The organism is Halobacillus halophilus (genome assembly GCF_020171985.1).
GTDB classification, from domain to species: Bacteria; Bacillota; Bacilli; order Bacillales; family Halobacillaceae; genus Halobacillus; species Halobacillus halophilus_A.
This window is the reverse complement of the sequence record NZ_JAIVAL010000007.1, coordinates 103,397-124,539: the sequence shown is the minus strand read 5'-3', so window position 1 is coordinate 124,539 and position 21,143 is coordinate 103,397. Positions and strand designations below refer to the sequence as shown.

The following is a 21,143-nucleotide window of genomic DNA, read 5'->3' as shown; positions in this document are numbered from 1 at the left end:
ACAAATATTCAAGGCTATTTAGGCTGGTGCTGTAATTGAGCCGTGCGCCACTGAAAATGTGCCGTGACCCCTGCAATTGACCATGCTTATCGCAAACCCCCTGCAAATAGGAAGTAATAACGAACAGGTCAGCTCGTGATTATGATTGACAGCCAGATAGGGGTTCGATATGATAGGTACTATCATGATAATGAGAATCTTTATCAATTACGGTCTGTTTATACATAAAAACCGGCTCAGGTTGGAAGATTTAATTAAAAGAGAGGATGAAAAGCATATGAAAAAGATAGGATGGCTTATCCTTGTTTTACTCTTCGTAACGTTAACCGCCTGCGGAAACGGAGAAGATGGGGGCGGAGAGGCTTCTGAAGGCTCAGGAGATCAGTCCAAAGAAGCGAAGGAAGAAGAAAAAGATGAACAGCGAACGATAAAGATTCAGGATGCAATGGGAGAGAAAACGATTGAAGGCACTCCTAAGAACATTGTAGTTCTCGAATGGACGTACGCCGAGGATCTGCAGGCGCTTGGCATGGAGCCTGCGGGTGTTGCTGATCTTGACGGCTATGGCAAGTGGGTCGATGCAGGTAAATCGTTAAGCGATTCCGTTGAAGATGTAGGAACCCGGCAGGAGCCGAATCTGGAAGCCATTTCCCGCTTGGATCCGGACTTAATCATCGGCGTCAAGTTCCGCCACGAGGCAATTGCGGATCAATTGGAGGATATTGCACCGACGGTTATGTTCGCCCCTTATTCTGAGGAAGCAGCGAGAGACCAGTACCAGCACATGCTGGACGAGTTCCATACAGTAGCTAAAATTACCAGTAAGGAAGATAAAGCTAAAAAAGTTGTCAAAAACATGGAGAAAACATTCCGTGATCAGCAGGCCCGCATCACAGAGGCCGGTAAAGAAGATTCGGAATATGTAATGACGCAGGCTTTTACTTCCCAGAACACACCAACGTTAAGACTTTTCACACCTAATTCTATCGTTTCAAAAGTGATGAAGAATATTGGTCTGCAAAACGCTCACCAGCCTGACAAGACCGAGGTTTACGGCTATACCTCTACTACTGTAGAGGCTCTCCAGAATTACCAGGATGCTCATTTCTTCTACATTGTGCAGGAAGAAGATAATATCTTCACGAATCAGCTGAAAGGCAATCCTGCCTGGGAGGACCTTAAATTTGTTCAGGAAAATCGCACATACAAGATGCCGGGAGATACGTGGACCTTTGGCGGGCCGCTATCCGCTGAAGTACTGGCGAAGCAAGTGACCGATGCAATGCTGAACGAAAACCAAAGCGAGTGAAGCTTATGAATCTGAACGTAAAACAATCGATAATCGCGGTTCTCACCTTTGGAGGTGGGACCGCATTATTATGTTTATTAACGTTTATACATATTAATCAGGGTAACGTGTCGATTCCACTCGGAACCGTCGTCGATGCGCTCCTTAATCCTCAGGATACAATTAAGCATCACACGGTCCGGATTTTAAGATTACCGAGAGCGGTTATGGGAATACTCGCTGGCGGAGCGCTTGCCGTTTCCGGTGTGATTCTTCAAACGGTGACGAAAAACCCGCTTTCTTCAGCAAGTACGCTCGGCATCCATTCGGGGACTTATTTTGCTGTAGTACTTACAACGATATTCTTTCCATTTGTTATGTTTGCGAATGGAATCGTAACGGCTTTTCTTGGCGGTATTCTAACGTTTGCGGCCGTTTATCTGTTGTCTGGAGCAGGGAATGCCACACCGGTCCGCATGGTGCTTGCGGGAATGATCGTGACCTTTCTCTTCTCCTCTTTGACGTCCGTTCTGCAGATCTTTTACGAAAATGAGACCCAGGGACTTTTTCTATGGGGCTCCGGGACCCTTATTCAAAATAACTGGGATGGCGTCCAGTTTTCTCTTCCTATCATAGCTGCAGGTATGGCAACGGCTTTCATTTTTTCAAAAAAAATGGACACGCTCACGCTCGGGGATGAGGTAGCGACTGCTCTTGGCCAGAACGTCCGCGTTGTGAAGCTGATTACGATTCTTGCGGCTGTCCTACTGACGAGTGTGACCGTCAGTGTCGTCGGACCCATCGGATTTGTCGGGTTAGTAGCACCGCACATTATTAAATTAATCGGTTACCGCTCACATATACCGCTCGTCATCGGCTCCTTCTTATGGGGAGGCAATGTGCTGCTGCTTGCCGATATTCTCGCAAGAATTATTGATCCATCGTTCTCTGAACTTCCTGTCGGAGCGATTACCGCACTGATTGGTTCTCCGTGGCTCATCTGGCTCGTCATGCGCATGAAGCAAAGCCAGGGCAGCGGAGATACGGGTACGATTATGGCAGGAAGCGGAGCGGTTAACCTTTCACTTGGGAAGCTTCTGCCAATGCTTGGAGCGGTTATTGTCCTCACGATCCTTATCAGTATGTCATCCGGTAACTATGGGTTTGAACCGCTGGTGGCCTGGGAGGCATTCTTTGGATCTTCCAATGAATTCATTCGTAATTTTATTCTTAACTTGAGACTTCCCCGTGCCCTTGTCGCTCTATTCAGCGGGGCTATTCTCGCGGTCAGCGGTCTGATTTTTCAGGGAGTACTGCGCAACCCGCTTGCCGATCCATCGGTTATTGGGATTACTTCCGGTGCAGGGGTCGGGGCCCTGATGACCATGTACGTATTCAGTGTCTCTGCTGTATGGATTCCTGTCGGAGCGATGATCGGCGCGTTCGTCTTTTTCCTAATCGTCATGGGGCTCGGCGCGAAAGCGGAATTCCAGCCTGCGATCCTCGCCCTGCTGGGAATAGGGGTGTCCGCTTTTGGATCGGCCATTATTCAGATTCTGGTAGTGCAGGCCGATCTGGGTGTCGCCTCAGCTTTAACCTGGCTGTCCGGCACCACTTATGCAAAAGGCTGGTCTCAGCTGCTGCAGTACCTTCTTTGGCCCGTCATCTTGTTTATACCGCTGCTCGTCTTTTATATTAAGACACTTGATGTGCTCTCTTTAGGGGACGATACGGCAAAAGGGCTGGGGCTTCGCGTGAGATCCGTCCGGTTCCAGATGGCGATGATCGCGACGCTGCTTGCAGCATGCAGTGTCGCAGCAGTCGGATCGATCGGGTTCGTGGGCTTAATTGCACCGCACGTAGCCCGTCTGTTGGTCGGAAGCGCCAACCAGAAGCTATTGCCTGTAACTATGCTGCTTGGAGGATTGCTCCTGCTCGTCGCGGATTTATTCAGCCGGACGCTGCTTGCGCCGAATGAAATTCCATCCGGGATACTAGTTGCTCTTATTGGCGCCCCGTACTTCTTATGGCTGATGAAGAAGCGTGCTGCCTGACATTAAAAGCCGTGCCGTGATGGTTTCATTTCCATCACGGCACGGCTTTTTTAAGTCTATTATTGTTACTGATGATACTAAGGGGGGGCGTTCTTAGTTGAACATCCCTGGTGGTAAGCTTCCTCAGGCTACACATTACGGGATCTTACCGATCATCTTTATCACCCTGGAGTCTGATAGTTAAATTACATTAGAGCCCTTTACAGGGAATGGCCGAAGTAATTCACTAAAGCTTTCGTCAGCTGATCCGTTTCCGTAATTGATGTGTGAAGCAGCACATAAGCGTCAGGCCGGATGATCATCATATCCCCCGGCGTTACATGCAGCCGTTGATTGGACTCTTCATTCAGATCCATATACAATTCAGAATTCATGTACGTGGTTTCCCTCGGATCATCTACTTCATCAAATGTAATGAAAAGCGGCTTCAGCATGTCTCCCACACGAGTGTTAAACGCCTCCACTGCATTCCTGACAGATTCCTGATACTGGGGAGCATCTCCTCTCCCTGCCATAATTAAATAGAGAAATGGCTCTTCCCGGAGCATAGAGTATAGTGTTTTGTCTTCTTTGGCCGGCGTTAGAAAAGAAACATCAGGCACACGTTTGCCGGATTCGACCTTCTTCACATTGGTGAACTTCCTGAAGCTTTTCGCGAATTTGGTAAAAGAATAATCCACATCCAGCTGAGCCATGTTTTCTGTAATTTTTGTCTGGACTTTTTTATTGGGAAGCAGCCACTTCATGCCTTTATTGCGAGCTTTGATTCCGTACTGACTCTTAATCGTCATCCCTTTCATAAGGTAACTGGTTTTCTTAATAACTTCCTCCGCAACGGGAGCTCTTTCGGCATGATAAGAATTCAGCAGTGTTTCATTTAAGTGATGCTGCACGGTATAGGCAAGCTTCCATCCCAGGTTCATCGCATCCTGTATGCCTACGTTCATACCCTGTCCTCCGATGGGGTTGTGAATATGGGCTGCGTCTCCCGCGAGAAATACATTTCCTTCGCGATAAGAGGTCGCCTGCCTGTGAGATGCGGAGAAGCTTGAGATCCAGAAAGGGTCGTGCATGGAGAGAGTTTCCGGATAAATTTCCCCCAGTGAATCTTCTATATCAGCAAGCGTTACTTCTTCTGGGAAATCGTCGCCCTGCTTTTTGTAATCAATGACGATGACCCGGGTGTAATCGCCTTGAAAGGGAGCTATAAATACGAGACCACGGTCGCTGCTTGTGAGCGAGATCTCCTCTTTGGGTGACGCAAGCTTCACGTCAGCAAGCATGACGTTCACTTCCTCTGATTCTCCTGTAAAAGGAATTTGCAGCAGATCCCGGGTGGTGCTGTGGGCACCGTCACATCCCACTGCATAACGTGCGGTTATCGTTTCTTCACCGTCTGGTTTTTGTACCGACGCATGCACGATTCCTTCCTTTTGCTCCAGTCCTGTGAGCGTCATTTCTCTTTCCACGCGGGAGGCAGCTAATCCACTCTCCAGAATTTCCTCTGTCCTGCTTTGAGGAATGACGTTCACAAATGGGAAATCAGCCGATACGCTGATATTGGAGAAATCCAGAACAGCAAGCAGATCTTCATGATAATGAAAGTTAATCTCTTTGTACGGGGTCCCGGCCTGCAGAAATGATTCGGAAAGGCCGAGTAAATCCATCATTTCAAGCGTACGTGGATGCATAACGAGGGCTTTGGAGTAGCGGGATCTTTCTTTGTTCTGATCAATAATCCGGTACCGGATACCGTAGCGTTCCAGCTGATTAGCAAGCGCCAGTCCACTTGGTCCTGCGCCGATAATTAATATATCTGTATTGGTTTCCTGCATGTAAAACCTCTCCTTACAAGTTGTATTCAATTCATGATTGCCTCTTCCTGGATCTTTTTCCAGAAAGATCGGTTTCCTAACTTATTTCTCTAAACCAGCGTGTTTCAAACCGTCATCTCTTTCGTTTACATTTTTCAGGTAAAACGATACAATTATTTACCTGGGTAAATAAAAAGGGAGATGTAATAGATGATCGATACACATGACTTATTTCACCTGCTTCATCAGCGGGTTCGTTTCGTAACGAAAGACTTCAATCAGCAGCTGAGCGCTCACGGTTTATATCATTCCCAATGGGCGATTATGTATTGCCTGGAGCGCTTTGGACCTATGACGCAAACCGCCATTTGGAAATACTTAAATGTAGAAGCACCGACAGTTACACGTACGATTACCCGCATGGAAAAAAATGATTGGGTGATCCGCAGACAGGGCGGGGACAAGCGTGAACGTGTAGTTGAATTAACAGACAGAGCCAAGAAAAAATATGAGCAGGTCAACCAGGCCGTCTACCAACATGAACAAGATACGATCAGCCGGCTGACCCAGGAGGAAGTCCATCAATTCTACAACATTCTTCAGAAGCTGGGACCGGAAGGGGGAGAAGGATGAACTCCTCACGTCGCTCAATCTGGTCAAAAAGCTTTATGAGTGTGTCGTTTACACAGTTTTCGGTTTTTCTTGTGTTTTATGCCCTGTTGACTACGCTGCCCATTTTAGTGATTGAAGAGATGAACGGGACACAGTCCGAAGGCGGGATCACGGTAACGGCCATGCTGCTTGCGGCCATCCTGATCCGTCCTTTTTCCGGAAAAATAATGGAGCGGCTGGGTAAGAAAAAGACCCTTACGGCGAGTATTATGATATTTACCGCTACTACTTTCTTCTATTTAAGTGTGGATCACTTTACAGCCTTACTGGCACTACGGTTTTTCCACGGGCTGTCATTTGGTCTGTTTACCACGGCTAGCGGCGCGATCGCTGCCGACGTTATTCCACCCGAAAGAAGGGGAGAAGGGCTTGGTTATTTTGCGATGTCCATGAATCTTGCGGTCGTCGCCGGCCCGTTTCTTGGCTTGACTCTTTTACAGTATGCACCATTTTCGATCCTTTTCATCGTACTTAGTCTATTGATCGCAGGTGGATCGCTGTCTGCTTTTCTTGTACAGGTACCGACGGAAGCAGAAGCGTCTCGAGCCTCGTCAAAAGTAAAACTTTCCTTACAGGATCTTATTGAAATAAAAGCGCTGCCGATCGCTGTTATCAGCAGCTTTATCGCTCTTGCTTATTCCAGTATCATTTCCTTTTTATCCGTGTATGCCAATGCTATCGGATTATCAGGGGCATCCAGTTACTTCTTTCTCGTGTTCGCACTAGCAATGCTGTTATCACGTCCGTATTTAGGAAGAGCCTATGATGCCAAAGGACCGAAGTTTGTCATCCTTCCGTGCCTGTTATTGTTTTCATCAGGATTGCTATTAATCAGCATCACCAGTACGGCGTGGATGCTGTTGCTCTCCGCGGCTATCATTGGTCTCGGTTACGGTACACTGCTTCCAAGTTTCCAAACGATGGCCATTCAGTCCGCGCCTATTACGAGAAGCGGCCATTCTACGGCTACCTTCTTCATGCTCTATGATATAGGAATAGCTGCCGGTTCATTCCTATGGGGACTGGTCGCTGCCGGGGCTGGATATCAAACCCTGTATACCATGAGCGCCATCGTTGTCCTTGCGGTTGTGGTGCTTTTCAGCGTGCAGCAGGCTAGACAGCCGGCGCGTGTTGCGAGTGATCAGGCTTCCTGAGAATCTTTTATGGAATCTGTAAAATATAAGGTCCCTAACTAGTGTTCAGGGTCCTTGCGCCTATTCTATCATTCATTTAAATGATCATCATCAGCTTGACCAAAGGTTGGTAACTTGATATATTTCTAGTAGTATAAAAGGGGAGTAGCTTTAACAGTATTGTCGTCATTACAGAGTGAATGCCTTCACTCTCGGCACTACTGGCGACTGTATAGTTGCTAGCAAGACCTTTGCCACCGGGTGAAGGTCTTTATTTTTTGAGGTCTTTACCATGAAAAAGTGGTAAAGACCTCTGTTTTTTGAAAGAGAAGGGAGAATATCAATTGGATTCAATTTGGTTGGAATATGGTTGGACGTTATTAATTCTGATTGGTCTCGAGGGACTGTTATCGGCAGATAATGCGCTTGTTTTAGCGGTGATCGCCAAGCACTTGCCTGAAGATGAGAAGAAGCGGGCCATTAATTACGGAATTATAGGAGCCTTTATTTTTAGATTTGGCGCGTTATTCGCGATTTCGTTTATTGCGAATGTTTGGCAGGTGCAGGCCATTGGAGCAATATATCTCATTTACTTAGGTGTGAAAAGTCTAATTGGCAGTTCACACGACGAAGAAGAATCCAGCGATGATAAACCCGCAAAAGGAAAAGGCTTCTGGCCCACGGTTGCCAAAATTGGCCTGGCCGATCTTGTGTTTGCGATCGATTCCATTCTCGCGGCTGTCGCTCTTGCATTAGCTCTTCCAAACTCACCGCTTCCGAATTTCGGCGGAATGGACGGCGGTAAATTCATCGTTGTCATCGTGGCAGGAATTGCAGGACTGATTCTGATTAAGTATGCAGCGACGTGGTTTGTTCAACTTCTCAGAGTCCGTCCAAGTTTAGAAACAACGGCCTATTTAATCGTAGCCTGGGTAGGTATCAAATTAGCGGTTATTACCTTGTCTCACAAAGACGTAGGTGTACTGGATGAACACTTCGCTCACAGTGTGGGCTGGACGGTTACCTTCTGGGCCGTGCTGCTTTCTGTTGCTATCGGCGGCTGGTTCTGGTCTGGCAGACATTTGCGTAAAGATGAAAATAAGGAATTGTACAGAAATTCCGGCTCATAATGATCGGTAAGCCCTCCATTTGATGGAGGGCTTTTTTAAAAGGGTGATAAGATAAAAGTATGTTGGAAGAAAGTGGCTTGGAGCGGCCTGCATGTTCAGTTGAATAAGATTAGTAAGAAGGAGAATGAAAACATGAGCGCAGAGTATTTTATAGGAATTGTACCGCCTGAAGCCTATATGGAGCGGGTTGAACATTTTAGAGAGCAGTGGATGGACTATTCGATTGTGGAACCTCACATTACTTTAAAAGCACAGGGAGGATTATCCCCGGACCTGAAATGGATAGAAAGAATCAGGAAAGTCTGTGAGAATGTTCGTCCCTTTTCGATTCAAATAGCTGAACCTGCTTATTTTGGAGAACAGGTTTTATACTTAAGCGTTCATTCTGAAGCCCTAGTTCACCTCCACGAATACATCGTCCGTGAAATTTCCCCGACTGATGAACAGGTGAAGAAGTATTTTGAGCTGGATGATTTTGTGCCTCATCTAACCTTGGCTAAAGAAGCATTCGGTCTTTCGAAGCAGAACCTGGTAGAGATGGAAAAAGCGGCTTTGATAAAGCTATCACCTTTTCCTCAGTTTAAAGTCGAATTTATAAGAATCTATGAACGCAAGACTCATGCGGATCGCTATGAGACTTTTGAAGACATATATTTGAATGCAGGAGCTTGAGAACCCGAATCGAGAGTTAGTACTGATTCTTTGGATAATTTTTATTAATTCTGAGAGCATACATTTAAAAAAATAGTATAGTTTCACAAATATTAACTTTCAATCGAAGGATAATAGATTTTCTATACTAATTTACTATTAAATTTCCAATTATTGAAACGGATGACAGGTTGCAACCGTACAAGTTGTAAAGAAGTATAATTGGAGGTTGTTGATGATTAAAAAACTACTATTTATGGCTTTAACGCTTTTGATCGCCGCCGGATGCACATCTACCCATTCTTCTGGCGAGAATACGAAAGAGCAAAGTAAGGTACAGGAGGATGTAGAAAAGGTACTCGAGCACATTTTCACAGGACCGGATCAAGAGTTAAGTCAGTTTTATGAAGAGCATAATCAGGAAGAGATTTCTAATTACTACAAGGACCAATTCGAACCTTACTTCACGGAAAAGTATATGGACGAGGCGATGAAGACCAATCTGGTTAGCAGCTTTCATCAGAAGGCGTATGGAAATGAGGTTAAGATGGATATTAACAGCATGAGTGTTGAGCAGAGCGAGGACAAAGACACTGCTTATGATTTTGATACCCAAATTGATGTAAGTAATGGTCAATCCGCGAAGGTTAGGGGGAGAGTGAACACGAACGAACAGGGTAAAATCACTCGAATCCATTATGTGGATCCTCAACCATTACTGCATGCTTTCGATATGGCAGTTGAAACAGAAGATGGACTGTTCGAATACGATCGTTCCAGACTGGCAAGTCGTACTGAAGATGAAGCTTATCAGCCTAAGTTTCCGACTGTCATGCCTTTTGAAGTGGACGGGGTTGAAATTGAAGCTGGACCTATGAATCAAAAGGACACTTTATTAACCTTTACCTTCTTTTCTGAAACGGGCGAAATGCTCGAATTGATGACGGTTAAGGAAGGCGGTATTTCTTATCAGGATTTGGAGACGGAAGAGGTTTCAATTGGAGAACAAACGGGACAATATGCCGGAAAAAAAGGGGATCCTCAACGATTAATGTGGAAAGACGGTTCGATCACATATGAATTAAAAGGGAAGGTAAAAGACTTATCAAAAGAGGACTTGATTACAGTAGCAGAGTCTTTTCAATAATTGGAGAGAGGAAAGATCCTTAATAAACCGTAGTGCGTTCTGCAGCAGCGAGGAGGATTACAATGGATATTTCCACTTTACTTACTTCCATTTTCTTTTTAGTTTCACTTGTGTGTCTGCTGTTTATAGGCACCGTCAAAGTCTATCTGGATAAAAGAGATAATCAGCAAAAGTAATACTTTGGGAGATCACCAGTTTGAAGGGGGAAGGGGGTAAGACCCCATCCCCACTCTTGACCTCCTGAATGGCTGGGGGTCTTGCGTGAATATGTATTAATTCTTATTACTTAAAGAAGTTAAAAGAAATTGCACTATAAATCGAACGATCAGCCCAACCAGAAGAGCTATGGCCCAGACGATTAAGAACTGATCCGATACTAAATTGCCAAGCTGAAATCCTACATACAAGCCAAACGCTATGGCAATCCCTAAAATAATCTTGTGACTGAGTTTCACATCATCACCTCCTGCAAAGAATATGAAACCCTTTTCCCCTTTGAGTGCGAATGAAACGCTTGAGGTTTCCAATAAATGTTAGACCTGAGGTGGGAATTTATGTATTTATCCTATAAAGTGGATTGACAGGGGGACGGGTTTAGGGGATATTGTGAATAAGAGAGAGTTAGTCTCTTACTATTAATTGCTAAATTGAATACGCCTTATGGTGGCTTCTTATCGAAGCTGAAAAGGGAAGTCTGGTGAAAATCCAGCGCGGTCCCGCCACTGTAAAGAGGAGGCACATGGAATACCCCACTGTTTTAGGAACGGGAAGGGCTGTGTGCTGGTGAATCTGAGTCAGGAGACCTGCCATAGGGAAGAACATGAATTCCTACGGGAGATAGGAGGGTGTTACGTGGATAATCACCAGGAACCTGGCAGGGTTCCATGAGCTGTGTTCTACATTCCTGCGCATCTTCATATCTGGAGATGTTTTTTAGATTCACGAAAAAAAGGAGGACATAATTCATGGAACCATTACCTGTCTCATATTCAAGAATGACCCAGACACGTTTAGTGTTGCCACCTGATACCAACCATCTGGATACCATATTTGGAGGAAAGGTACTTGCTTATATTGATGAAATCGCTGCTTTAACCGCTATGAAACATTCGAATTGCGCTGTTGTCACTGCATCCATTGATTCGGTAGATTTTTTATCTGCTGCTAAAGTTGGAGATGCCCTCACACTGGAAGCCTGTGTAACAAGAACTGGACGGTCTTCCATGGAGGTATATGTAAAAGTTTACGCCGATAATCTTCTTCAGAGAAGAAAAAAAATGACTACCGAATCATTTTTAACTATGGTGGCAGTCGATGACACTGGCAAACCGATACCTGTATCAACTGTCATGCCTGAAACGGAAGAAGAACAACGGCTGTATGATACTGCTCCTTCTAGAAAAGAGCATCGCAAAAACCGGGCCGCTCTGAGGTGAAAGTAGAAATCAAAAAAGAGAATTTAGACATCAATATAGGCTTTTTTCATACAATATGTTGGGGTGAAAAAATGCCAAGAGTAAAATACAGGGATTCAGACGTTGCTTTAATGGCCAGGATGATGAGAGCGGAAGCTGAAGGTGAAGGAAAACAAGGCATGCTTTATGTCGGGAACGTCATCGTGAACCGTGCACAGGCAGACTGTTTAGACTTTACGGATGTACGTTCCATTCCGCAGGTTATTTATCAGGTGCAAGGCGGTAATTATGCATTTGAAGCGGTACAGAAGGGGAATTTATTTTATAACCGAGCGAGATCTGTGGAAAAGAAATTAGCCAAAAGAAATTTGGACTATTGGAGACAGCACCCGGCCAAATACGCTCTTTGGTACTTTAATCCATATGGTCCATGCCCTTCAACGTGGTATGGGGAGCCTTTTACCGGGCAATTTAAAAATCACTGCTATTATGAACCTGCACCGGGTACGTGCGCCAGCATATATGCCTAACAATTTAAAAATAATTCTCACTCAAAGAGGCGATTACTTTATAAAAGTAATCGCCTTTTTACGTAGTATAGGGATTAAATTAAAAATTCAAATCTAATGAGCAGCACAAAGAAAATACTGGCAGTCTCTTTTGATTGACGGTTCATTCTGCACTTGCTATGATTACCTTACGACCGTTCGTAAGGTTAAAATTTATCATTTGAAAATCATAAATAAAGGAGTCCTATATATGAATCGTTCATGGATGTTCGTTGTGATTGGATCATTATTTGAGGTAGGCTGGGTTATGGGATTAAAGCATGCTTATAATAGTATGACGTGGATCGCGACCGGTATAGCTATATTTCTTTCATTTGCCCTGATTATTAAGGCTACGCAGAAGCTTGCGGTAGGTACGGTTTATGCTGTTTTTACAGGTCTTGGTACCACCGGTACTGTGTTAATGGAGATGCTGGTATTCGGGGAGCCCGTTAAGATGCTGAAGCTTTTTCTGATTCTTATCCTGTTAGTTGGCGTCGTAGGTCTTAAATTAGTTACTGGAGAACCTGAAGCAGAAGGGAGGACATCCTGATGGCATGGATCTTTCTTTTATTAGCTGGAGGCTCTGAAGTTATAGGGGTTACCGGGCTGAATTTAATTCTGAGGAACAAGAATGTGGTATCCTTTGCTGTACTGGTGCTTGGAATGATCAGCAGTTTCAGTTTCCTAAGCTTTGCGATGCAGTCTCTTCCGATGGGGACCGCTTATGCAATTTGGACTGGAATCGGAACAGTAGGTTCTGGCCTTGTCGGCATCCTCTTTTTTGAGGAATCCAGGCACTGGCTCAGAATAGTATTTATGGCTATGGTCATAAGCGCTGCGATAGGACTAAAACTAATTCATTAAAATAGCTGGATGAAGTATCATGATGATAGGAAGGTGAAGCCGGTGAGCATTACAGCGGTTCAAATTAAGGAAATCTCGCTTAAGAATTTCGCCCGAAATGGTTACGAAGGAGCATCTATGGCGGAGATAGCTGATGAAGTCGGGATTAAAAAACAGTCCATCTATACTCATTTTAAAGGAAAAGACGACCTTTTCCTTGCTCTGTGCCAGGATGCGTATGAGCACGAAATCAAGTTTGTGGTGGAGTATATTGAACAGAATGAGAGCCTTCATTTAAAAGATTTTCTGTACGGGCTTCTTCTGCAAAGTATCGACCGATACGAAAAGAACGACTCCACCAAATTCTGGATTCGTACAGCGTTCTACCCGCCGGTTCATCTGAACGATCAGGTCATGCACCTGACTTATAAATATCTGGACAGGACAGAGGAATTATTGCTTCCGGTGATAGCTTCCGGCAAAGAGAAAGGGGAGGTGGATGCGGAGGTTGGAAAACAGCAGGCTGCATCCGCCTATCTGGCTTTGCTGGATAGTCTTTACGTGGAAATGCTTTACGGTGGTCCAGGCCGTTTGGAGAGAAGGGTGGAAGCTTCCTGGTATCTGTACTGGCGGGGACTTTCGAATCGATCATAACAAGAATCCATCTTAAAAAAAGGAAGTATAGGAGAAGGAGGATCACTGCCGTGCAGGTAATCGTTCGTCTATCAGATAAGGGACGGAGGAATATAAATGAGCTTTTTAAGCTGGTTTGACTGGATCAACCCAACGAATCCATATGCTTCGTTATTTATGGGAATTCTGTTTTCCATTTTCCTTGGGATTACGGTATGGGTAGAAACCAAAGAGCAAAGGAAAGCAACGGTTACCGCTATTATAGGAATTGTCGTTACCTGTATAGGAGTTGGAATCTTAACAGCAGTTGGTTACTATGGGTAGCCTGGCAGGATTGTCATAATCTTTATATAAATATGACTCAGTTAAAGTTTATAGTGGGTTTTTCATAAGAGGCCTTATTACACAATAGGACCGTTTACTGTAAGACTCGATTTCGAGATATTAGGTTAGAGTGAAGGTCCTGCGGGGGACAATTCCGCTTAGGAAGCTTACCACATATAGGAAGTTCGACTAAGCCCGCCACGTCCTGTGGCAACGTCGAACGACCCTGCGTCGTGCAGGGCCGAACATAGAGCATTTCTTCGTTAAGAAGAATGCTCTATATTTTTGTCGGAAAGAAAAGGTTGCTATCGATAAAAATTTATTGTAAAACAATAAATAATGATTTATGATGAGAATGATCATAAACGAAATGAGGTGCTGCTATGAAGCAAGGATCCACTTTATTTTTAAAGATTTCTGTATTTCTGATAGGACTTCCTGTGCTGGCTTTATGTATATTTGCGCTCCCCTCGATCGCCAAGGATGCCTCCAATACGGAATATGCTTCGTTCATTTATCCTGTTTTAGCGGCTATGTATATAGCTGTGATCCCGTTCTTTACAGCCCTGTATCAGGCTCTGAAGCTTTTGAGCTTCATTGATAGGGACCACGCCTTCTCAAACTCTTCAGTTCAAGCCTTGAAGAAAATTAAATTCAGTGCCGTGACCATAAGTGTCGTGTATATGGCAGCCTTGCCTTTCTTCTATCTAATAGGAGAAATGGATGATGCTCCCGGCGTGATCGTGATTGGGCTCGTGATTGTGTTTGCATCGCTTGTGATTGCGGTATTTACGGCCGTTCTTCAAAAGCTATTAAATAATGCCATAGCTATCAAATCAGAAAATGACTTAACGGTATGAGGTGATTACATGGCGATTATAATCAATATTGATGTCATGCTTGCGAAAAGGAAAATGAGCGTGACAGAACTATCAGAAAAGGTGGGCATTACAATGGCGAATCTATCCATCTTGAAAAATGGCAAAGCAAAAGCCGTTCGTTTTTCCACCTTAGAGGCGATTTGTAAAGCACTGGAGTGCCAGCCTGGTGATATCCTGGAATATAAAGGCGAGGAAGACGATGAAGGATAGGCAGTACGGAAGCGGGAGGCGGCGTTTATGAGAGCCTTGAAGCAACTTGTTTATTTCGGCTGGCAGCAGGCTCTTTCCTGTTTGTTTCCCGTCGTCATTTTCGCCTCTCTGGCGATAACTCAAATCGTATCCCTTCCCATCCTGCCCAGGTATGACTGGCTGCTCGTAATTTGTTTATTTATGCAGTGGGCGATGCTCCGTTCCGGCCTTGAAACACGTGATGAACTTAAAGTCATTACTTTGTTCCACGTGATTGGTCTCGCTCTTGAACTATTCAAGGTACATATGGGGTCCTGGTCCTACCCGGAGGACGGGTATTCTAAGGTCTTTGGCGTGCCTTTGTACAGCGGATTTATGTACGCAAGTGTGGCCAGTTACCTTTGTCAGGCCTGGAGGAGACTGCACGTCCGACTCGTGAAGTGGCCCTCTTCTTGGATCGTAGTCCCTCTCGCAGCTGCGATCTACTTAAATTTTTTCACCCATCATTACTGGATAGACGTGCGCTGGTGGCTATCTGGGCTCGTGGTAATCGTCTTCTGGCAAGCATGGGTGATGTATGAAGTGAATGGAACACGTTACAGAATGCCGCTCGCTCTTTCTTTTGTACTCATCGGGTTCTTTATATGGATCGCGGAGAATATTGCCACATATTTTGGGGCCTGGGAATATCCTTACCAGCGTGACGCCTGGAGCCTGGTACACTTAGGGAAAGTGAGTTCCTGGCTGTTACTAGTGATTGTGAGCTTTCTCATTGTCGCGACCTTGAAGCGGGTGAAAGGAGAAAGTCCAACCAAAAGCCGTTCCCGAATGCCCGCGTTGGCTCGTAAGTCTTCATAATAAGTTCCCCATAATTTAAAAGTAGAAAAAACGAAAGAGGGTGGCTTGAATGGACCATAAAGTTTGTTTGATAACAGGTGGAAATTCCGGCATTGGAAAAGCGGCTGCCATTCAGCTGGCGCAAAGCGGAATGAAAGTGATCATCGCATGCAGGAATGAACAAAGAGGCAGAGCTGCGTTGCAAGATATAAAAAGCTCAAGTGATCACGATCTAGTTGAACTGCTGGTGTTAGATATGAGCTCTCAGGCGTCCATCCGACAGGCCGTGGAAATGTTCAAATCGAAACATAGTCATCTTGATGTTCTGATCCACAACGCAGCTGATTTTGATATTTCCAGGAAAGCCCCTGCATATTCTGAGGACGGAATCGAAACCGTCTGGGCCACCAATCATATTGGTCCTGTATTGTTAACCAGCCTGCTGACCAATGAACTAAAACAGAGTGAACAGGGGAGAGTCATAATGGTCGCCTCCCAGGGTTTGATGCTGCATCCTTATTTAAACGTAAACGTGAACGATCCCGAATTTAAAACGGGAAGGTATCGTGTAGCAAAAGCCTATTATCAGTCCAAGCTGGCCCAGGTCATGTACACGTACTGGCTGGTAGAGCATTTAAAAGACACCCGCGTAACGGTGAATGCTGTGAGGGTCACGAACGTGAAGGTTGATATAAGCAGATACCCCGATTTAACAAAAGTCATGAAGGTATTATATTCTATGAAAAGCCGCTTTTCTATTTCTCCGGAAGAGATGGCTGAAACGTACACGTATTTGGCGCTTTCTCCTGAAGTGAAAGAAGTAACCGGAGAATACTTCAATGAAAAGAAGAAGATCGTTTCTTCCTCACGCTATAGTAAAAAGAAGCGAAATATCGAGGAAGTAATGGAATTGACGATGACCTATATGTAATTCTTAAAGGTTATGACAGAAGCACCACTTATTGCGATGAAATAGGTGGTGTTTTTTTGATGAAAACAGTCGTACAATGGAAAATCCATCTCTAAAATTTAGAAAAATATGTTACGATTTAGATAAATATCAGCTTACAAATAGAAAGCCTAACAGGCATTTCAAAATGGATTTCTTTCAATCTCGAAACAGCAGATAGATGTATCGTAATGAATTTTGAAAGGGGATACAAAACGTTGAATACAAAATACCTGGACTTACTCGCCCAAAAATATGATAGTGAAGAAAAAGTGGTCACTGAAATTATTAATCTCAAAGCTATCCTTAATCTGCCCAAAGGCACAGAGCACTTTGTCAGCGACTTGCACGGGGAGTATCAAGCCTTTCAACATGTATTAAGAAACGGTTCAGGAAAAGTAAAAGAGAAAATCACCGATCTATTTGCCGATGAGTTATCCGAAAAAGAAATGGATGAATTCGCGACGCTCGTCTATTACCCTGAGGAAAAAATCAAGCTGATCAAAAACAGCTTTAACAATGAAAAAGAATTAAACCATTGGTATGGCCAAATCATCGAACGTATGCTGAAGCTCGTCTCATATGCTTCCTCCAAATATACAAGATCCAAACTTCGGAAAGCCTTGCCCAGCCAGTTTGCGTACGTTATTGAAGAGCTGCTTTACAAAACAGATGAATTCACCAATAAGGAACAGTACTATTCTAAGATTCTTCAGCAGATTATCTCCCTCGGCCAGTCGGACAAGCTCATCATCGGTCTCGCCTACACCACCCAGCAGCTGGTGGTCGACCATCTTCATGTGGTGGGGGATGTGTATGATCGGGGTCCCGAACCTGACAAAATCATGGAAACCCTGATTAATTACCACTCGATTGACATTCAGTGGGGAAATCACGATGTTCTCTGGATTGCAGCTTATGCAGGCTCAAAGGTCTGTCTCGCTAATATTATTCGGATCTGCGCACGCTATAACAATTTAGAGATTATCGAAGATGTGTATGGCATTAATCTCAGACCGCTTCTTAATCTTGCAGAGAAGTATTATGATGACAATCCTGCCTTCCGGCCCAAAACCCAGCCTGATGAAGAACCATCTGATCACGAAAGGCTGCAAATTACGAAGATCCACCAGGCGATTGCCATGATTCAGTTCAAACTGGAAAGCCCTATTATTAAAAGACGCTCCTATTTCAATATGGAAGATCGACTTCTGCTGGAGAAGGTGGATTACGACAGAAACGAAATCACCATCCACGGGGAAACCTATCGACTTGAAGATACCTGCTTTGCAACAGTCGATCCCGAGCATCCTGAACAGCTTTTAGAGGAAGAAGAGCAAGTAATGGAGAAATTATTATTCTCTGTGCAGCATTCAGAAAAGCTCGCCAGACACATGAACTTTTTCATGAAAAAAGGAAGTCTTTATCTAAAATATAACGGCAACTTATTAATTCATGGGTGTATTCCGCTGGACGAACAAGGAAACATGGAAAAAATGACGATCGAAAATAGAACCTATGGCGGAAGAGAGTTGCTGGATGTTTTTGAGCATTATTTACGGTACGCATTTGCCCATCCTGAACAAACTGATGACCTTGCAACCGACATGTCCTGGTATTTATGGACAGGAGAATATTCCTCTCTTTTCGGGAAGCGGGAAATGACCACGTTCGAAAGGTACTTTATTAAAGATAAGAAAGTCCATAAAGAAAGAAAAAATCCTTATTATCATTTGCGGGAAGATGAGGAAACCTGCCGTGCCATATTAACGGACTTCGGATTGAATCCTGATCAGGGGCATATCATTAATGGCCATACACCTGTTAAAGAGATTGAAGGGGAAAATCCGATCAAAGCGAATGGAAAAATGATTGTCATCGATGGAGGATTTTCCAAAGCTTATCAATCCAAAACAGGCATAGCCGGATACACGTTATTATTCAATTCCTATGGCATGCAGCTCGTTGCCCACAAACACTTCAACTCAAAAGAAGAAGTGCTCCGGGATGGAACGGATGTCTTATCAGTAAAAAGACTGGTGGATAAAGAACTGGAGAGGAAAAAAGTTCTTGAAACCAATGTGGGAGAGGAATTACTGCAGGAAATTTATATTCTGAACAGCTTGATGGAGTATCGCTATATAAATTGAGTGTGTTCCTCAAGAAAAGCCAGCTAAATTAGCTGGCTTTTTCAATCTCCGAAAAGGAGAGATTTACTTTTCTCCTCGGAATATTACTTTATAACAAAGAAAGATCAGCAGGATTAAACCTAGACTGACGAACAATCCAATTCTTTCATTCCCATGAAACCAGGCGCCGGAAATGGTTAAGAGAATGAATCCAATCCCAATATAAGACGTGTATGGATAGCCGAACGCTTTGAAGCGATCATTACCATTGTCATAAGTAGGATGCAGCTTGATGTGCGATGCCAGGATGATGGCCCAGTTCAATATGAGCATCACGCCGGCAGCTGTCGTGACATACTCATACATCGTATCCGGTAAAAGATAGGAGAAGACGATCGATACAGCCAGTCCTCCTGCGGTTAAGCCTAAAGACTTCAGCGCTACACCTCGACTGTTCTTTTCCTGAAGGCTTTTGGGAGCGTCTCCATCCTCTGATAATGAGACCATCACGTGGCTGATCGAAAATAATGCTCCGACCATGGTTGAAAACGCCGCACTGATAATGACGAGATTGAAGATCGAATCAAGATAAGGGATGTGAAAAGCGGTCAAAGCCGTTACAAAAGGACTTTCCGATTCATCAATAATCGCCCAGTCGGCCATGTACAATACAAAAAATAAGGACAACAAATAAATGGAAACAAGAAGCAGAATTAAGGCCGTTCCTGCTTTTGTAATATTCCTCTTATGTTCAAGCTCCGAAGAAGCCACTCCGACTACTGCAATCCCTCCAAAAGAGAAGAAGATGAAAATAAGAGCCGCCCATAATCCACTCCATCCATTAGGAAACCATTCAAGGATTCCCGCTTGATGGACGGAGGCCGCCGTATTCGGGTCGATCACCCCGAATAAAATAAGGGCACCGAACCCAATAAAAATCACCAGTGTCGATAATTTTACAATCGCAAAGAGTGATTCGATCTGTCCGAAGTTTTTGACCCCCATAAGGTTGATACCAAATCCAAGCAAAGCGTAAAGGATGGAAAATCCCCATAATGGAATAGTGGAAAACCAGAATTGGGTAAAGGTAGATAGCGCGACAATTTCACTGGACATAATCAATAGCCCGGATAACCAGTACATCCAGCCGGATACGAAGCCCATCGAATGACCAAACGCTTTCTGGGCATAGATTCGAAAAGAGCCACTCTCCCGGTCATTAACCGTCATTTCGGCTAAAGCGCTGAATACAAAATAAGTAGTAATCCCTGCGATCAGGTAGCCTATTAAGATGGCCGGTCCGGCGGTCTTAATGGACAGACCGGTTCCTAAGAAAAATCCGGCCCCGATGATAGACCCAATCCCAATGAGGGATAGCTGCCACCAGCTGATCGTATCTTTGCCTTTTTTTAATTCTTTTTGTTTCTTATGCTGGACCGCTTGTTTAACGAGGTGATGGTTTTTCATGAAAGGTCTCCTTTATGTACCGATCTCCAAAATCTTCTTCTGTACATCAGTATTTCCTAATCAAATAATTTTATTGTGACTAGTGACTCCAGCATGTCCAGGCGCATTCCAATTTATGGTACAGGCTAAGAAGATTAAGCGGATATTATGGTGGGAAAAGACAGAGAGAATGATGCGTTGGGCTGTTAATATGTATCAAATAATACAGAGCCACTTCCAATGAGGAGAGTGGCACATTTAATGAAGGGTTTCGATTGAGTAATCGCAGAACTTTAAGCGTATTTCATCGACTCAAGGGTATCCCCGGCTTAGAAGAGTACCTCTCTGATCAGCCGCAATGGATTCTAGATACTGTCTGGGAGTCCCATAGAATACAATTTGTTTATAGGCAGGGTAAGTGGAATCGAAGGATATATAGATGGGGGCATCAAGCAGAAAAGGATAATAGGAGTATAATTGTCGATCTCCATAAATCATGCCTTTTAAAGCGGTACTCATTTCTTTATTGAATATTTTGAAGCGAATGTCTGCAGCTTCCTTGCTAAATTCACCACCATCCACGTAGGCCATGCCCATTAGATAAAATTGGTTCTGCCCGTTCATTTTCCATTCGGCTAATACTTCGTCACGCATTACTGGATTAATGGCTTCGAAGTTCCATACATATCCAATATCTAAAAATAATTCAGCCGTACGATCAGAGTGAGTGAGCGTATATTTTCTCCCTTCCAGCGGTTGAGCGATAGCAGCGGGTGGTATATATCTTACGGATAATTTTCGTGGATCAAACGAAGACATTCTGACGCCTCCTAACCCGGTTATGAATTTCTCCATATCAGGATATGCAGAAAAATCCCTGGGGTTATAAGTGAGCGGGTAGAGGTTGCAAAATGCTTATACAAGAAAGAATGCTGAATCCCCCCTGGTACAAGGATGAAAGATTTCTGGTCAACCATCATAATCCTTTCATAAGGGGTCCTAGTTTCATCTATTAGCTGTATAGCCATCAAGCATGCCGTAAAAAACGAAGTTTACA

Annotated in this window: 22 protein-coding genes and 1 riboswitch; of the genes, 18 read left to right on the top strand and 4 right to left on the bottom strand. The window is 44.2% G+C overall.

All coding sequences use genetic code 11. The features are described 5' to 3' along the window. Positions 1 to 277: 277 nt before the first annotated feature. On the top strand, positions 278 to 1,309 hold the full coding sequence (locus LCM11_RS12935; RefSeq protein ID WP_224894706.1) for an ABC transporter substrate-binding protein: 1,032 nt from the start codon (positions 278 to 280) through the stop codon (positions 1,307 to 1,309). A 5-nt stretch (positions 1,310 to 1,314) separates the two neighbouring features. Next, positions 1,315 to 3,342 (top strand): iron ABC transporter permease, encoded by a 2,028-nt coding sequence (locus LCM11_RS12930; protein WP_224894705.1) that lies wholly within the window; start codon positions 1,315 to 1,317, stop codon positions 3,340 to 3,342. 200 nt (positions 3,343 to 3,542) lie between these two features. On the opposite strand, the gene LCM11_RS12925 is transcribed toward LCM11_RS12930, so the two are convergent. Beyond that, positions 3,543 to 5,177 carry an FAD-dependent monooxygenase gene (locus LCM11_RS12925; RefSeq protein WP_224894704.1) on the bottom strand — a complete coding sequence of 545 codons (1,635 nt, stop codon included), beginning with the start codon at positions 5,175 to 5,177 and terminating at the stop codon, positions 3,543 to 3,545. 189 nt (positions 5,178 to 5,366) lie between these two features. On the opposite strand from LCM11_RS12925, the gene LCM11_RS12920 reads away from it, so the two are divergent. From LCM11_RS12920 to LCM11_RS12900, 5 genes are all read left to right on the top strand, one after another. Then, positions 5,367 to 5,789 carry a MarR family winged helix-turn-helix transcriptional regulator gene (locus LCM11_RS12920; protein ID WP_224894703.1) on the top strand — a complete coding sequence of 141 codons (423 nt, stop codon included), beginning with the start codon at positions 5,367 to 5,369 and terminating at the stop codon, positions 5,787 to 5,789. After that, positions 5,786 to 6,982 (top strand): MFS transporter, encoded by a 1,197-nt coding sequence (locus LCM11_RS12915; RefSeq protein WP_224894702.1) that lies wholly within the window; start codon positions 5,786 to 5,788, stop codon positions 6,980 to 6,982. The genes LCM11_RS12920 and LCM11_RS12915 overlap by 4 nt, the downstream gene beginning before the upstream one ends. A gap of 323 nt (positions 6,983 to 7,305) precedes the next feature. After that, entirely contained in the window at positions 7,306 to 8,091 is a 786-nt protein-coding gene (locus LCM11_RS12910; protein WP_224894701.1) for a TerC family protein, read from the top strand. A gap of 132 nt (positions 8,092 to 8,223) precedes the next feature. After that, entirely contained in the window at positions 8,224 to 8,763 is a 540-nt protein-coding gene (locus LCM11_RS12905) for a 2'-5' RNA ligase family protein (RefSeq protein WP_224894700.1), read from the top strand. Positions 8,764 to 8,977: 214 nt separating this feature from the next. Further along, entirely contained in the window at positions 8,978 to 9,889 is a 912-nt protein-coding gene (locus tag LCM11_RS12900; protein WP_224894699.1) for a DUF4367 domain-containing protein, read from the top strand. A gap of 272 nt (positions 9,890 to 10,161) precedes the next feature. Here LCM11_RS12900 and LCM11_RS12895 read toward each other — a convergent pair whose 3' ends face one another. Beyond that, entirely contained in the window at positions 10,162 to 10,344 is a 183-nt protein-coding gene (locus LCM11_RS12895; protein WP_224894698.1) for a hypothetical protein, read from the bottom strand. A gap of 189 nt (positions 10,345 to 10,533) precedes the next feature. Further along, positions 10,534 to 10,715, top strand: a riboswitch (cobalamin riboswitch). 139 nt (positions 10,716 to 10,854) lie between these two features. Here LCM11_RS12895 and LCM11_RS12890 point away from each other — a divergent pair. From LCM11_RS12890 to fbp, 11 genes are all read left to right on the top strand, one after another. Next, on the top strand, positions 10,855 to 11,325 hold the full coding sequence (locus LCM11_RS12890; protein WP_224894697.1) for an acyl-CoA thioesterase: 471 nt from the start codon (positions 10,855 to 10,857) through the stop codon (positions 11,323 to 11,325). A gap of 71 nt (positions 11,326 to 11,396) precedes the next feature. Then, a complete protein-coding gene (locus LCM11_RS12885; RefSeq protein WP_224894696.1) occupies positions 11,397 to 11,834 on the top strand; it encodes a cell wall hydrolase in 438 nt (145 codons plus the stop codon). 229 nt (positions 11,835 to 12,063) lie between these two features. Further along, positions 12,064 to 12,405 (top strand): DMT family transporter, encoded by a 342-nt coding sequence (locus LCM11_RS12880; protein WP_224894695.1) that lies wholly within the window; start codon positions 12,064 to 12,066, stop codon positions 12,403 to 12,405. Next, positions 12,405 to 12,719 (top strand): DMT family transporter, encoded by a 315-nt coding sequence (locus tag LCM11_RS12875; RefSeq protein WP_224894694.1) that lies wholly within the window; start codon positions 12,405 to 12,407, stop codon positions 12,717 to 12,719. The genes LCM11_RS12880 and LCM11_RS12875 overlap by 1 nt, the downstream gene beginning before the upstream one ends. A 42-nt stretch (positions 12,720 to 12,761) precedes the next feature. Further along, a complete protein-coding gene (locus LCM11_RS12870) occupies positions 12,762 to 13,352 on the top strand; it encodes a TetR/AcrR family transcriptional regulator (RefSeq protein ID WP_224894693.1) in 591 nt (196 codons plus the stop codon). Between the two features lie 96 nt (positions 13,353 to 13,448). Continuing rightward, complete coding sequence (locus LCM11_RS12865) at positions 13,449 to 13,655, top strand: hypothetical protein (protein WP_224894692.1); 207 nt, start codon at positions 13,449 to 13,451, stop codon at positions 13,653 to 13,655. A gap of 383 nt (positions 13,656 to 14,038) precedes the next feature. Beyond that, the gene (locus LCM11_RS12860) at positions 14,039 to 14,515 is read left to right on the top strand and encodes a DUF2975 domain-containing protein (protein ID WP_224894691.1); all 477 of its coding nucleotides are present in this window, start codon (positions 14,039 to 14,041) and stop codon (positions 14,513 to 14,515) included. Positions 14,516 to 14,524: 9 nt separating this feature from the next. Next, positions 14,525 to 14,746: a helix-turn-helix domain-containing protein gene (locus LCM11_RS12855; protein ID WP_224894690.1), complete on the top strand. Its 222-nt coding sequence runs from the start codon at positions 14,525 to 14,527 to the stop codon at positions 14,744 to 14,746. Positions 14,747 to 14,773: 27 nt separating this feature from the next. Then, entirely contained in the window at positions 14,774 to 15,583 is an 810-nt protein-coding gene (locus LCM11_RS12850; RefSeq protein ID WP_224894689.1) for a DUF817 domain-containing protein, read from the top strand. Positions 15,584 to 15,632: 49 nt separating this feature from the next. Continuing rightward, positions 15,633 to 16,493, top strand: coding sequence for an SDR family NAD(P)-dependent oxidoreductase (locus LCM11_RS12845; RefSeq protein ID WP_224894688.1), 861 nt, complete (start codon positions 15,633 to 15,635; stop codon positions 16,491 to 16,493). A 236-nt stretch (positions 16,494 to 16,729) separates the two neighbouring features. Beyond that, positions 16,730 to 18,661, top strand: a complete 1,932-nt coding sequence (gene fbp / locus LCM11_RS12840; protein ID WP_224894687.1) for a fructose-1,6-bisphosphatase — start codon at positions 16,730 to 16,732, stop codon at positions 18,659 to 18,661. Positions 18,662 to 18,724: 63 nt separating this feature from the next. On the opposite strand, the gene LCM11_RS12835 is transcribed toward fbp, so the two are convergent. Together LCM11_RS12835 and LCM11_RS12830 are read right to left on the bottom strand one after the other, a co-directional pair. After that, entirely contained in the window at positions 18,725 to 20,107 is a 1,383-nt protein-coding gene (locus LCM11_RS12835; protein WP_224894686.1) for an amino acid permease, read from the bottom strand. A 291-nt stretch (positions 20,108 to 20,398) separates the two neighbouring features. Beyond that, positions 20,399 to 20,905, bottom strand: a complete 507-nt coding sequence (locus LCM11_RS12830; protein ID WP_224894685.1) for a staygreen family protein — start codon at positions 20,903 to 20,905, stop codon at positions 20,399 to 20,401. Between the last annotated feature and the right edge of the window lie 238 nt (positions 20,906 to 21,143).

What these genes read in the sequence shown, in the direction of transcription:
- LCM11_RS12935 (WP_224894706.1), top strand. Translation starts at nt 278, where the DNA reads ATGAAAAAGATAGGATGGCTTATCCTTGTTTTACTCTTCGTAACGTTA.
- LCM11_RS12930 (WP_224894705.1), top strand. Translation starts at nt 1,315, where the DNA reads ATGAATCTGAACGTAAAACAATCGATAATCGCGGTTCTCACCTTTGGA.
- LCM11_RS12845 (WP_224894688.1), top strand. Translation starts at nt 15,633, where the DNA reads ATGGACCATAAAGTTTGTTTGATAACAGGTGGAAATTCCGGCATTGGA.
- LCM11_RS12900 (WP_224894699.1), top strand. Translation starts at nt 8,978, where the DNA reads ATGATTAAAAAACTACTATTTATGGCTTTAACGCTTTTGATCGCCGCC.
- LCM11_RS12885 (WP_224894696.1), top strand. Translation starts at nt 11,397, where the DNA reads ATGCCAAGAGTAAAATACAGGGATTCAGACGTTGCTTTAATGGCCAGG.
- LCM11_RS12850 (WP_224894689.1), top strand. Translation starts at nt 14,774, where the DNA reads ATGAGAGCCTTGAAGCAACTTGTTTATTTCGGCTGGCAGCAGGCTCTT.
- LCM11_RS12880 (WP_224894695.1), top strand. Translation starts at nt 12,064, where the DNA reads ATGAATCGTTCATGGATGTTCGTTGTGATTGGATCATTATTTGAGGTA.
- LCM11_RS12830 (WP_224894685.1), bottom strand. Translation starts at nt 20,905, where the DNA reads ATGTCTTCGTTTGATCCACGAAAATTATCCGTAAGATATATACCACCC.
- LCM11_RS12905 (WP_224894700.1), top strand. Translation starts at nt 8,224, where the DNA reads ATGAGCGCAGAGTATTTTATAGGAATTGTACCGCCTGAAGCCTATATG.
- LCM11_RS12835 (WP_224894686.1), bottom strand. Translation starts at nt 20,107, where the DNA reads ATGAAAAACCATCACCTCGTTAAACAAGCGGTCCAGCATAAGAAACAA.
- LCM11_RS12855 (WP_224894690.1), top strand. Translation starts at nt 14,525, where the DNA reads ATGGCGATTATAATCAATATTGATGTCATGCTTGCGAAAAGGAAAATG.
- LCM11_RS12925 (WP_224894704.1), bottom strand. Translation starts at nt 5,177, where the DNA reads ATGCAGGAAACCAATACAGATATATTAATTATCGGCGCAGGACCAAGT.
- LCM11_RS12875 (WP_224894694.1), top strand. Translation starts at nt 12,405, where the DNA reads ATGGCATGGATCTTTCTTTTATTAGCTGGAGGCTCTGAAGTTATAGGG.
- LCM11_RS12890 (WP_224894697.1), top strand. Translation starts at nt 10,855, where the DNA reads ATGGAACCATTACCTGTCTCATATTCAAGAATGACCCAGACACGTTTA.
- LCM11_RS12920 (WP_224894703.1), top strand. Translation starts at nt 5,367, where the DNA reads ATGATCGATACACATGACTTATTTCACCTGCTTCATCAGCGGGTTCGT.
- LCM11_RS12915 (WP_224894702.1), top strand. Translation starts at nt 5,786, where the DNA reads ATGAACTCCTCACGTCGCTCAATCTGGTCAAAAAGCTTTATGAGTGTG.
- LCM11_RS12860 (WP_224894691.1), top strand. Translation starts at nt 14,039, where the DNA reads ATGAAGCAAGGATCCACTTTATTTTTAAAGATTTCTGTATTTCTGATA.
- LCM11_RS12865 (WP_224894692.1), top strand. Translation starts at nt 13,449, where the DNA reads ATGAGCTTTTTAAGCTGGTTTGACTGGATCAACCCAACGAATCCATAT.